At 36.0% G+C, this 12,765-nt stretch carries 11 protein-coding genes and 1 pseudogene; 7 read left to right on the top strand and 5 right to left on the bottom strand.

Annotated features, from left to right (window positions below; genetic code table 11):
• The first annotated feature begins 2 nt into the window (after nucleotides 1–2).
• Nucleotides 3–1,022 carry a YqgU-like beta propeller domain-containing protein gene (locus CSV60_RS12850; RefSeq protein ID WP_099637275.1) on the top strand — a complete coding sequence of 340 codons (1,020 nt, stop codon included), beginning with the start codon at nucleotides 3–5 and terminating at the stop codon, nucleotides 1,020–1,022.
• Between the two features lie 137 nt (nucleotides 1,023–1,159).
• Here CSV60_RS12850 and CSV60_RS12845 read toward each other — a convergent pair whose 3' ends face one another.
• Complete coding sequence (locus CSV60_RS12845; protein WP_029054522.1) at nucleotides 1,160–1,342, bottom strand: DUF2759 family protein; 183 nt, start codon at nucleotides 1,340–1,342, stop codon at nucleotides 1,160–1,162.
• 158 nt (nucleotides 1,343–1,500) lie between these two features.
• Here CSV60_RS12845 and CSV60_RS12840 point away from each other — a divergent pair, with 158 nt between their 5' ends.
• Complete coding sequence (locus CSV60_RS12840; protein ID WP_099637274.1) at nucleotides 1,501–2,136, top strand: MBL fold metallo-hydrolase; 636 nt, start codon at nucleotides 1,501–1,503, stop codon at nucleotides 2,134–2,136.
• Nucleotides 2,137–2,197: 61 nt separating this feature from the next.
• On the opposite strand, the gene CSV60_RS12835 is transcribed toward CSV60_RS12840, so the two are convergent.
• The gene (locus CSV60_RS12835) at nucleotides 2,198–2,440 is read right to left on the bottom strand and encodes a DUF2626 domain-containing protein (RefSeq protein ID WP_099637273.1); all 243 of its coding nucleotides are present in this window, start codon (nucleotides 2,438–2,440) and stop codon (nucleotides 2,198–2,200) included.
• A gap of 344 nt (nucleotides 2,441–2,784) precedes the next feature.
• On the opposite strand from CSV60_RS12835, the gene CSV60_RS12830 reads away from it, so the two are divergent.
• Nucleotides 2,785–3,066 (top strand): ATPase, T2SS/T4P/T4SS family, encoded by a 282-nt coding sequence (locus CSV60_RS12830; RefSeq protein WP_199175290.1) that lies wholly within the window; start codon nucleotides 2,785–2,787, stop codon nucleotides 3,064–3,066.
• A 404-nt stretch (nucleotides 3,067–3,470) separates the two neighbouring features.
• On the opposite strand, the gene CSV60_RS12825 is transcribed toward CSV60_RS12830, so the two are convergent.
• Nucleotides 3,471–4,865, bottom strand: coding sequence for a nucleotide-binding domain-containing protein (locus CSV60_RS12825; protein WP_099637272.1), 1,395 nt, complete (start codon nucleotides 4,863–4,865; stop codon nucleotides 3,471–3,473).
• Nucleotides 4,852–5,964 carry an SAVED domain-containing protein gene (locus tag CSV60_RS12820; RefSeq protein ID WP_099637271.1) on the bottom strand — a complete coding sequence of 371 codons (1,113 nt, stop codon included), beginning with the start codon at nucleotides 5,962–5,964 and terminating at the stop codon, nucleotides 4,852–4,854. The genes CSV60_RS12825 and CSV60_RS12820 overlap by 14 nt, the downstream gene beginning before the upstream one ends.
• Nucleotides 5,965–6,485: 521 nt before the next feature.
• Between CSV60_RS12820 and CSV60_RS12810 the strand changes: the two genes are divergently transcribed.
• The gene (locus CSV60_RS12810) at nucleotides 6,486–7,655 is read left to right on the top strand and encodes a DNA cytosine methyltransferase (protein WP_099637269.1); all 1,170 of its coding nucleotides are present in this window, start codon (nucleotides 6,486–6,488) and stop codon (nucleotides 7,653–7,655) included.
• A 164-nt stretch (nucleotides 7,656–7,819) separates the two neighbouring features.
• Here CSV60_RS12810 and CSV60_RS12805 read toward each other — a convergent pair whose 3' ends face one another.
• A complete protein-coding gene (locus CSV60_RS12805; RefSeq protein ID WP_099637268.1) occupies nucleotides 7,820–8,824 on the bottom strand; it encodes a restriction endonuclease PLD domain-containing protein in 1,005 nt (334 codons plus the stop codon).
• A 236-nt stretch (nucleotides 8,825–9,060) separates the two neighbouring features.
• On the opposite strand from CSV60_RS12805, the gene CSV60_RS12800 reads away from it, so the two are divergent.
• From CSV60_RS12800 to CSV60_RS12785, 3 genes and pseudogenes are all read left to right on the top strand, one after another.
• A complete protein-coding gene (locus CSV60_RS12800) occupies nucleotides 9,061–10,674 on the top strand; it encodes an AAA family ATPase (protein WP_158233181.1) in 1,614 nt (537 codons plus the stop codon).
• Nucleotides 10,655–11,971 carry a hypothetical protein gene (locus tag CSV60_RS12795; RefSeq protein ID WP_099637266.1) on the top strand — a complete coding sequence of 439 codons (1,317 nt, stop codon included), beginning with the start codon at nucleotides 10,655–10,657 and terminating at the stop codon, nucleotides 11,969–11,971. The genes CSV60_RS12800 and CSV60_RS12795 overlap by 20 nt, the downstream gene beginning before the upstream one ends.
• A 471-nt stretch (nucleotides 11,972–12,442) precedes the next feature.
• Nucleotides 12,443–12,765: pseudogene (locus tag CSV60_RS12785) on the top strand (conserved phage C-terminal domain-containing protein); the annotation flags it as partial.

Genomic DNA, 12,765 nt, shown 5'->3' with positions numbered 1-12,765 from the left:
AAGTGAAAAGAATTCTTATCTCAATAGTGTGTGCATTGTTTTTAATGTCATGTACGCAATCTGAAGATGTTGAAACCGAAGAACAACTAGTAGAAAAAGAAGCCGAGCCAGTAGAAAAACTTACAGCTTCACAAGATGATATTCGTTTTGTTGCAGGCTGGTTGAACGAAATGACGATTTTATTCGTCAATCAAAAAGACGCTAAAGACCGTCTGCTGTCGTTTGATTTGAAGACGGGTGATATACATACCTTATTTACGGCCACTGCAACGATCTCTGAAGTGCAAGTTCATCCTACTGCTTCGCAACTGCTAGTCAAAACAGCAGACGACTCAACAGAAGCTGTCATACATATACTCGATCATGCGGGTACTCCATTAAATGAAGTGTCGGTAGAATCCTCGGAACTTGAAATTCAATGGAACGAATTCGATGCTTCACAATTACTGATCACCGCTTTCTCTGATGATTGGAGTTACGAAATCATGCGCTATGACGCGAATGACGATACATTGGTAGCGGTAGAACTACCTGATCCGTTTCCCCGTTGGCTAGGTGCGGAAGAGTTGGTGTACATGGAAGACGTAGTGGTAATAAAACAAGCGCTGTCTACGGGAGAAGAGACTATACTCGCGAATAACGCCAACCAATTCCATACCTCTTCAGATCAAGTATTGATTGAATCATTTGAAGGCGAGCAGATACGATACACTGTAATGGATGCAAACCGGAAAGAGAAACAATCCTGGTTTTCCGAAGATGATTCATTCGTGATGGGTCACGCTGTATTTTCAGATGATACTACATTGATGATGACTGTTACCAATCAAACCGAGATGAGACCAACTAGTTTTCTAGTGAAGGTACAGGACGGTAAGGAAGTAAAGCGCCAAGAGCTAGAGGGAGGCGGTTCCTTAGATTGCAAAGGCGACAAGTGTCTCATTGGATATAGTTTGGATACTTGGATGGATATAGAGACTGGTGAGACGGTAAAGTGGTTGGAGATCGAGCCGCAAGAATAAATTTGGGGAGTTACTATTTTTACGTGGGGAATGAAAGGCAAGCTAGAATGCGTTCCTCCGAAGCGCCAATACTGTCTACTATCGAATCAAAAAAATAAGGACATCCCCAATGAAAGGGTGTCCTTATTTTTTGGAACTTATTTGTGGAGTTGTGGCGGGTATCCAGAATATATAACAGTAGCGATCGTAAATCCTCCGATAACTACAACCGTTACCACATTGAATACTATACTTAACAGATTCCGCTCTTTAAAAGCTTGGACCGTTCCAAAGACTGCTAAAATTGCAATCAATCCAAAAATGATGACTAATAAATTCATTGAGTAGACACTCCTTTCAACATTGAAAAAATGAATGCCATAAAGCGATATTCCTCCTCTATTGTACTGTTAATGAATCGTTTTGTCGAGATTAAATAATGACGATTATTTGAAGTTTGTGTCCATATTCATTAATATTAGACTTAGAGGTGAGTTAAATGAGGATACATATACGTCCATTAGGTCCAATTCAGACGAATTGTTACATATTGGAAGACGAAGAGAAAAATTGTTTAGTTTTCGACCCAGGTGAGGATGGAGAGGCATTACTATCGGAATTACGAAAGTTATCTTTGAAGCCAGTTGCCATTTTGCTGACGCATGCACACTTTGACCATATCGGAGCGGTGGAAAAGATTCGAACTGCTTTTGATATTCCTGTGTATTTGCATGTGGCGGAAAAGAAATGGCTTGCTAGCCCCGAATTAAACGGTTCTGCTAAATACCCCGTATTACCTGACGTGATTTGTCATCCTGCTGACGTACTACTTCATGATGAAAAGTATTTGGAAGTGGGTCCGTTTAAGATGGAGCTACGTCATGTGCCTGGACACTCGCCTGGAAGCGTTTGTTATATCTTTGAAGATGAAGGGTTCGCAATCGTAGGAGATACATTGTTCCAAGGAAGCGTAGGCCGTACCGACTTGCCTGGTGGTGATACGGAAACATTGCTCAAAGCGATTCACGAAAAATTATTGTCACTGGACGACGAGATGTTGGTCTATCCAGGACATGGACCTGCGACAACAATCGGAATCGAAAAAGACCAAAACCCATACTTACACGGATTTTGAACAAAATAAAGCAAACAAAAAACAGCTTTCCATTGAGAAAGCTGTTTTTTGTATGTACGGATTAGTGTCCTCCGCCAGGTACGTGAATGAAAATAGAATAGTAACTAAAACCAACCATGAAGATCATCAGGTATGCTCCGAATAGGTAAACATACATACGCTCTGAAAGCTTCAAGTATCCTAGTAGAACAAAGAAGATTGTGCCTGCTACCATAAGTAAAGCAGCCGGAATCATATTTCCTACAAAGAACATTACCGCAAAAATACCTGACCAGAATCCTAAAAGTTTAAACATATTATCCATCTAAGAATCCCTCCTTCACAACATTACAATAAGCTCTTATCCATTATAATAGAACGTCAGCCCAAAAGTAAACTCCAATCGATTTTACATTGTGTCAAAAGAGTGTACTTGTACGAACAGATTAAGATAGTAGCTGATTATAGTATAACAGAACCTATGATGAAAATAATGTGAAAATTGATTTTTGATATCGAATTGACGTAAAGAAATGAATTATGACCCAATATGGACTATGAAAATTGAATTGACATAAATGTCATGCGTTTTCAAACAATTTAATTTCCATATATACTTCTTTCTAAGATAAAAAGTGGTCTTTTGTCGAATGGAGAAAGGAGAGAACTATGGAAACTGAAAAGAACATAATAGAAAAAACATGTTTAGAGTTGCTCAAGAAAGCAATTAATTCTGAAGCGACAGATATTCATTTTGTGCCTACGGTAGAAGGATATGACGTGACAATTCGCAAGCACTCGTATTTTTCGAAAATCGGGCAGTATCCTCATACATTAGGCGGACGGTTAATTTCATTCTATAAATTCTTATCTTCTTTAGATATCAGCGAACAACGTCGTCCGCAAAGTGGTTCCTTTCACCGGTCATTTTTTAGACTGAACAATCATTAGGTAAAGGTACTAGGAATCTTAAATTCCAATGAGAAATTCCAACAGGTGAAGAGTTTCTGAATAATATGGATAGTTGATTTCCGATTGAAGCTAGTACGATGGATTTAGAAGACTTTAATTACCCACCCATTTATAAGGGAATTAATCACCAAATATATATTTATATAATGAATCTACCGTGTGTTCGTAGATACTTTGATTTAATCTTATAAAATAGATTTGAATAGGGGATGAGAAACATTTCTATTATAAGGATTGCTACAATGTTATGAGTAAAGCAATTCATAAACATGTATTAAGGATGTATGGACTTGTAACGTAATATTAACTCAAATATGTATTAGAAAAAAACAGATATCCATTCCACACTATTAAGAGAATTAATACCTGTTTTTTTACTCATCTCATTTGACCTTAATTGGAACTTTTATTTTTCCCCTAGCAATACATATACCTTTTTTAACGATGTAACATTCGACAAAGTGATTCCCGTTGAATTCTGTTTCTTCATAATGGAATAGTTGATTTTCCTTTATAATACCAGAAGTTAATTCACCTCGAATAACATCGTTTCTTTTAGCAACATCTCCACGGTTTTTTACCTTCCAGTAAACTTTGTAGGGAGGAGATGCATTTGTAGTAGCAATAAAGTAAAGACCTAACCCAGAATCCAATGTTTGATTGTTTTTAAGGACATCTGATAATTTGCCTATTGTCTTGTTGCCACTGACAATATTACAATCTAATTTTAATGTGTTTTTCAGGTTTATTGGAGTGATATATTCAATGAATTCTTCAGTCTCTCGGAAATCATAGAAAGATTCAAATTTGTTGGACTGGGATTTAGCTAACTCACTAATTGACCGATCTTCCTTAAGGTTTTCCCAATAATGATGATTAAAGAAATCATTCCACGCAGATATTGCTTGACTTTCCTCGCAGTTACTCTCAAATAAAACATTTAATTTCTTTAGGTGGGAACTTATTCTATTAAGTAAATTGGTCATTTTGGTGATGTCATGTTGAACGAGCATTAAACTTTGAGTAGCATCGGTTGGGTTTAATACTTCCATAGTTGATTCTAACCTGTTTTTAATATGATCTAATGTATAATAAAACCTTTCGTCCAGCCTAGTGTAAGTTGATTGACATTTTTCGTCAGTAAGAACACTCTGTATGAGGCCACCAGGCATCTCCCAATCCTTCCTCGATTTAGTAAACATTTTTAACAAGCGCACAACTTCTCTTAATCTGGAATCATGAATTTTGTTTTGTTTAATAAACCAATGGGTAATGGAACGTGGATTTCTAACCCTCCACTGACTCCCACAATGTTCATATGTATATTCATCATCATTTTCGCTTTCTTTGAATCGACGGTAAATAGCAAAATCAATGTGGTACCCGTCCTTATACACAACTCGGACACAGTTCGTATGTGCTTTTGGTGCAATCTTAAAGCCTGTACACTTCTTTAAAAGTGCTTGTTCAATTACTCGCTTGGCAATAGTCGTACTCTCGGGGAAGTTGTCTTTTTCAAAAACAATGGCAACATCTATATCATAATCATTTGATTCATTTTGGGTAACTGTATGCATGGCCACGCTTCCCTGGGTTACTGGTTCCTCAGCCATTTTATAATCCGTAGAGTTTTCTTGGTTATAAGCAATTAAACCGTTTTTTAACCGTTCAATATTTGTTTTCTTCTTCTCGTGCAACTCATTTTTTTGCGTTTTTTTTAATACTACATAATTGTTATAAAATGTGTTGAACATTCCGTTCATATTATACATTCCCATTTACATACTCCTTCGTTAAACTAACTGAAATAGGTTGATCTATTTTTTTGAGATTAATGTGCCAATTATACTGGGGAAATTCGGTACCGACATAATTGTAAATGACGAATTCTTTATCCATTCTTGGAGTGATTGCACTCCCAATACAATATGCAAAAGTTGGCTGACCAGAATAAAAAAGATGTATTTTCTCTAGTTTCAGATACTTTTGATTGATTTCATCTAAGAGATCACGAAAATATTTCTTATAACTTTGAAGTTGTTCAATATTGACGATGTTATTTCGATGTGGTGTTTCTAGATGAATGTAATAAGAATTTAAATGATGTAGATTTAAGCCATCTAAATTTTCATCTGGAATAGGATATGTCAAACCTATTTTAACCACTAATTCTTTAGTTTCATTTGGTAATTGTTTTTCGGTACACTTTTCCAATAAGAGAGGAGGGTAATTTCTGTTATCGGAATCGACGGTTTCCCATAGACTTATATTTTGATTCCATTCGTGCAGTTTTATTGGGACTTTGTCTGCAATCTGATAACCTAGCAGAACAACTATTGGTATATGTGCCATTCCGTAATATTCTACGTCATTAATATCATTACCATCTGTGAATTGAATGATCTTTTTCACTGCTTTCTCTTGGATATAGAGGGCTTTTTCAATTCCTTCTTTTGTATTACTAGACATCTCAAGCTTTTGATCAATATTCACTATCTCCAAAAGATATCTAGAGGGAGATATGTCAGTATTCGAAAAATTTGATGATTCAATAGAAGAATGTCGTATTTTCATTAACTTGCCGATAATATGATTCTTTTTAGTCATTGTATAGAAAAGTATCGCACCAACACAGAACAATATTCCTACTGTTAATAGTACTCCGAATACAATGTAGCTAAGATTAAAAATAGTTGTATCAAAATTTGTTTTGAATAAATAATTTAGGAGTTCAAGTATGAATCGTAATATATAACTTGGACCCACAGCAGCTAAAATACAAGTTGCTCCAATGGATAATAAGGTAAAGATGATTTTATTTTCTATCGTTCCTCTCAATATTCTAATAACCTTTAATATAAAATCGCTTCCTCGCATTATTTGCACACCTTTCTTAATATCTACAATTATATCATTAGTCCCCATATTACTAGGAAAGTTTTCATAATTTTTTTAATTTAAACAACCTTTTACAGACAACATAAATAGTATATTAATGTGTATTGAACTAACCAATAAAACGAGGTAAATGTGTTTGCATATATTTAGATGGATTAAAATACTGTTTTGTCTAAGTTGCTTTATCATATCTTTTCTCGACCTATTTAATGTCTTAGGTAAAACTTTTGGGGCGGGAACAGAGACTACTAGGATCGCGCGAATAGTTATAGAATTGTCATTATCTCAAAAGAGCCACGCAGACAATCAATTGTTTAACTTTCAACATTCAATTGCAATAGACATAATCAAGTCTCCTAAAACTACAGAGAAGGATTTTAGCTTTAATAAAATCGAACAAAAATGGGAACACTTATTCATTGTCGAATTATAAGTAAAGATATATAATAATTGAAGTAGCTTCAAATGTATTACTGGTGAAGGAAGTAGGAGAGATTGCAATGAAATTTACAAAAGGAGAATTATTCTGCGGACCAGGTGGGCTGTCACTAGGTGCTAAGGATGCAACAGTTACCAACGATATGGGTGAAGAATTTTTCGTGGAACATGCATGGGCTAATGATTTAGATGAGGACACTTGTGAGACATTTAGACAAAATATATGTCCAGAACGACCTGAATCCGTAATATGTGAAGACGTTCGCAAATTAGATATAAGTAAACTTGAACCAATTGATGCGTTTTCCTTTGGATTCCCATGCAATGACTTCAGTATTGTTGGAGAGAAGAAAGGGTTTGAAGGTGAATATGGTCCCCTTTATACATATGGGGTGAAAGTGTTGAATAAGTTTAATCCCAAATGGTTTCTGGCAGAGAATGTAGGAGGGCTTGAAAGTGCAAATGAAGGTAGTGCATTTCTGCAAATTTTGACCGACTTAGCTAACGCGGGTGACCAAGGCTATAAGTTAACCCCACACTTATATAAATTTGAGCAATATGGAGTACCGCAAGCGCGTCATCGGATTATCATTGTAGGAATTAGGAATGATTTAGATGTGGAATTTAAAGTGCCAAAACCTACTCACGAAGATCCTACGACATGGATTACATCTAAACAGGCAATTGAAGAACCTCCCATTAATAATGATGCTTTTAATCATGACTTCACACGTCATCAAGCAAAAGTGGTTAAAATGTTATCTCATATTCCACAAGGAGGAAATGCTTGGTCTGAAGAAATTCCCGAAGAACTGCGTTTAAATGTTAAGGGTGCTCGTATGAGCAATATTTATAGGCGTCTAAATCCAGACACACCATCTTACACTGTTACAGGTTCTGGTGGCGGTGGCACTCACATGTATCACTATGAACATTTCCGGGCATTAACAAGCAGAGAACGTGCGCGTCTTCAGACATTCCCTGATGATTTTGAATTTATTGGTGGAAAAGAATCTGTACGCAAACAAATTGGTATGGCTGTACCTCCGCTTGGAGCTAAAGTAATTATCAATGCAATTTTGAAATCCTTTGCAAAAATCCCTTACGATTCCGTGGAAGCTAAATGGAGTGGAGATATTAAAAAGATTCTTGAAAATAATATTAAGAAGCGACAAGAAAGAACATTGTCGAAGCAGATGGCAATGGAAGATTTGCTGAAAGTGACAAAGTGAAAAAATATGCAAAATCTTTTTAATTAGTTGAGATGAATTAGTAGATAAGTAAAAAACGCTCAAATCTGGGCGTTTTTTTATGTAACAACTCATTTTAATAAATAACTCTTCGTTGCAGGGAATCTAAAATGTTGTTATTAATATCCGTTTATTATTAAAAGAACTCACCATACCTCAGTAAGTGGAGACCCAGCGACGCCATAATCCAAAAAGTAGGTGTCTGAGTCAATCTTATAAATCCTTACCGACGTTCTAGAATAGTTTAAAACATCCTGCACATTTACCCTGGCCCCCGATTGCACTCCTAGTCTTCTCCTGAAGTATCTTCCCATAATTCTGTTGCTCTCTGTTGTATGTATTGCTTTTCTATTTTCCTGAGCCATTTTACAGATGAGTTGCTCGCCGTCATCGGTTAGAATAGTGAAAGACTGCTCTAGGGGAGGGAAGAAATCAGGATGATTTCTATTGAATATGGTAGACACAGGTATGTACGCTTCATTTGTATTTCTACCTGGTCTTTGTCCCCAATTCAAACCTGCTGTTTCTTGAATTGATGTATCATTATTAGTTAATAGAGGGAGATCTACAAAATCCAAATTGTTGAGTGATCGAACCTCTGTATTAGAATTGGAGGTAATCTCCATATCTAATTGAACCCCATCTACTCCCGGCTCTATAAGAACTCTATGGAATCTTAAATTATAAAAGGTTATATAGTTTTCTACATCATTATCCCTGCAATCAATCGAATTGGCGACATCAAAAACATCCTCTACATTTGGAAAACTCACTTCCGCGAGTAATTCATTTTGATCACGGAAGCCATTCCATGAAAAGTTAGCTGAGCCTATAAACGTTCTGGAGTTATTCAATAGAGGTTCAAACCAGTAATAGATTTTTGTATGTATTCCAGGGAGTGCTCTTTGATACTTAATCGTAATTTTTGAATTGGTACTCGATAGATCTTGATATCTTTCGTGATCCCATCTGTTAATACCGTCTCTTCTCGCCATGCCGATGATGAGTTCAATTTCTATGTCTGGATAAATTGTTAAAATGTGAGTAAGGAATGCGGAAGATGCATACCCCGATAAGATTCGGATGTTTCGATAGCCATTTTGGTAAGGTGTTTCAAATACATGACTATCTAAATCTGTTAAAAGAAACATTGATGAATCACTCCGATTCTACTTGATTTAAATTACTCAAATGGTAATATAGAATTATTTTACTTATTAATGGAAGAATAAGCAATTATTATTTTACCCTAACCTACAAAGTCTTAAACTATAAGATTATTTCATCTGATTTGAAGAGACGAATATCGAGAATTTGATACTTGTTGATAAAGTGCTGTTAAATAGTATTATATATATTGAAATAATAGTTTACTGGGGGAATGACCATGAATCAAATATCACTGTTGGAGGAAGAAGAAAATACAATCGATAACGAATATGAAACATATTATAGCATTAGAACAAAAGATCCGATTACAGTACAAAAAATATTAGATCGTGAATCTAGAATCGTAGTAGAAGGCATTAATTTATTCGAGGATGCCATAGCAATAGAACAACCAGTTTTCATAGTGCTTGGCGGAGATAAAGGGAAATCTGAAGTGTTTTGGGAGACGGGGCTGATAGGTATTGGAAGAATTGTTAGGATGCCATTTGATTCCGGATATGCAGGTAGGAATTATAGAATTGAAATAGACATTGAGCTATTAATGAACGAACCGATGTCAAGGCATGATTTCCTGCATTATGCCAATGCCTATAATGTGATTGGTATAGGCCCCATGACTAAGTGGGAACCCAACCAAGCCATTTCTAGAATTGAAAGAAGTAAAACTATTACATTGGTTAGAGCAATGCTTGACAAGTATAGCGAACTAGAAGAAGGGATGCGAGAAATATTTGATCAATCTTTCATGGCCAATGTCATGGGTGAGAATCAGTATCTAATACCACAATCTTATAGGTATGGAGAAGAGACCCCTTTGGTTGAAGCGCAGGAAAACGACATGGTGATAGATTCACCCCAGTTAACGGATATATATGAACCAGACATAGCCAGAGTAGCTAATGGAATGCTTATGGATCACACTGCTTTATTTGCATTTAAAAATAATATTAATATTGGAAGTCATATTCTAATTACTGGCCCACCTGGGACTGGGAAAACCACAATTGCAGAAAATGCTGCTTCTGAGGCGAAACGTAAAGCATACATAAACGGTTATATAGTTACGACGGCGACAGCAGATTGGAGTACATTTGAGACGATTGGGGGGTATATGCCGAACCATGAAGGAAAGCTGGAATTTGAAGAAGGGATTTTCCTAAAGAGCATAAGAGAGAACAAATGGATTATCATCGATGAGTTTAACCGTGCTGAGATTGATAAAGCATTTGGCCAAATTTTTACTTCTTTATCAGGAAAGAACGTTGAGTTACCATATAAAGATTTGACCACCAAAAAGAATATCAGTATCAAATCTTATGATGGTCTTAAAAGTTATTATGACAGTTCGATTGCTACTTATTGGATAGGTAAGAATTGGCGTGTAGTAGGTACAATGAATACATTTGACAAAAATAGCTTATTTGAAATGTCATTCGCACTTATGCGTAGATTCAAATTCATCAACATTCCTGTTCCTAGTCTAGATCAATTAAACCTTCTAATTGAAAATAGCGACATTGAACAAGAAGATAAAACTTTTGTCAAAAAAGTTTTAGAACAGTCACCAAAATCATTAGGTCCAGCAATTATTTTGGATATCCTTGTATATCTAGAGATATCAGGAGAAAATGGACGAGCCGAAGTATTGTGCAGTTCGGTTCTTCCGCAATTTGAAGGTCTGGTGTTGAATCAAATAGAAAGGTTTTATAGAAAGATACAGACTTACCTTACAATGCCGCAGAGAAATATGGTGATTCAATACATTAGGGATTTCTTTGATTTAGATTTGAATACTTACAAGGAGACTGAAGATGAGTCTTATTACGATTAATGACAGCTGGGGACATCAAGAGTATGAAGAGATTCTGAAATCAACAAGCGATAGGTTATGGAGATTCATTCAGCAACACGCTTCCTTAGTTGATAAAAATAACCTATTAGAGAACATAACAGGATTGAATGAACATCAAATTCGGACACTATCTTCAACTCATCTTCTATTATCAGACGAGGTGACAAAGCTTGTTGATATTATTGCTCCGAGCATCTTGAGAAGAATTTCTAAGTCATCTAGAATCAGTACATCTATTGAAAGAGGACGAATCAAAGGAAAAGTGAATTGGAATCGTACAGTTTTGAAGCAGACGACCGAGATGGATCCATCTATTTTTGTATGCGTAAATAGATCTTCTATCTTTGATTTAATCGAGAATAAAGTTCTCTTATTTTGTCTCCGTTATATATATCAGATTGGACAAGGTGTAATTGGCACAGAATTACCTCCCGATGAATCAACCTCTGAAGACTACCTAGCAGAACATAAAAAGTGGATAAAGAAGGTTGAGTACATTCTCTTTAAATGCAGGAAATTGTTGAAGAATCCGTTACTAAAAAATATTACAGAACTACACGGCATAAACAGTCAGCAAATCGAAAGGACTAGAAAAGCGAGAGGGGTAGACTATAAATCATTAGCAGACATAGCAGAGCTGATTTCTATGCAACGGAATCAACCACTTGATTTTTTATACCATGCATTTTCCAAGCAAATCCTCGTACCTATGAGCAGAGACACGCTTTATGAAGTTGCAGTGGCTTTCAAAGTTATAGATTTTTATACGGAGTGTGGATGGATAGAAGAGAGAATTTCCTTAATTGGAGAAAAAGAAAAAATCCTTAGCGTACTTAAAAAAGGAAATGCTAAACTCAATATTTTTTATCAGCATATACCATCCCATTTTGCAGAGCATAGCAAATATAAGGAATTGATGAAAGAGACGAAGTTAAGCATTCATCATCGACGACCTGATATTATTCTTGAATGGATCAATGGACAGGGTGAGAAGAGGTATACAATTGTTGAAGTGAAGCGTTCGAAGAATCGTGGTTATCTGGCGGATGGGATCTATAAAATACTTGGATATATAAAGGACTTTGAGATTTCACTTCAAAATTCTGCTGATTCGGTTGGATTGCTAGTTGGATGGGAAATTAAAGGTCTTCAAGCCCCAAAAGGTAATAAAGAAGTTTATGCGTCTGGCTGGGAGGCTTTGCCTTTATTCCTTTATCAGCTAGAAGAAAACTTAATAGAATTCTTGGTTGACAATCCTCAACAGAAGAACAGCTGATTAAATCTGAATTGCAGAAGATTTGAAATATGATGCCTTTGCAATCCTAAATGATATCGCATCAAACTCTGTTCAGTGTGGATTGAAATTTAGTGGAAGGATACCCGTTATTTTATATATTTATTAAAAATAATGAGCATAAAGTGATTTACTTCTGGTCAATAGTCATGATTATCGAAGCTAAACGAAAACTGAAGAATATTGAATATTAACTAACGTCTAACACAGGTGAGTGGAGGCTCCATGCTTCCGCTCTTTTTTTGTGCAGTTTTTGAGCACGAAATTATTTTCAAAATGAGTATCTTTATCCAAAAAGCTCTCTATATAGTAAGTGAAGTGGTGTATGGCTATCACTTACACGCAATGGAGGAGGAATTCCGTATGAAGTTAGTAATCAATGAACAGCCATTACAATTACTACCGTCTCTTGTGCATCTAGTCGGGTTACATGAGGCGTTATTTTTGCAGTAATTGCATTTCCATTTACTCATTTCAAAAAATATGCATAATGGCCATCTATGGGTGTGTAAAACGTATGATCAATGGTTGGAAGAATTTTCGTTCTTGTCACAAATGACGATCAAACGCACGATTTATAATTTGGAGAAACAAGGATGCCTTATATCGACTTCTGAATACCACAAAATGAAAATCGACAACACGAAATGGTACCGAATCGACTATACTCGATTGCCTGCAAGTGCGTTCGTACATGAGCAAGTCACTTGCTCAGAACCGCCACGTGCACCTGTCGAAGTTGAGCAAGTCCACGTGGCGGAATTGGGCAAGCCAAT

It is taken from the genome of Sporosarcina sp. P7 (assembly GCF_002743425.1).
Classification (GTDB): Bacteria; Bacillota; Bacilli; order Bacillales_A; family Planococcaceae; genus Sporosarcina.
The sequence above is the reverse complement of the archived record's forward strand: the minus strand, read 5'-3'. Positions and strand labels throughout refer to the sequence as shown.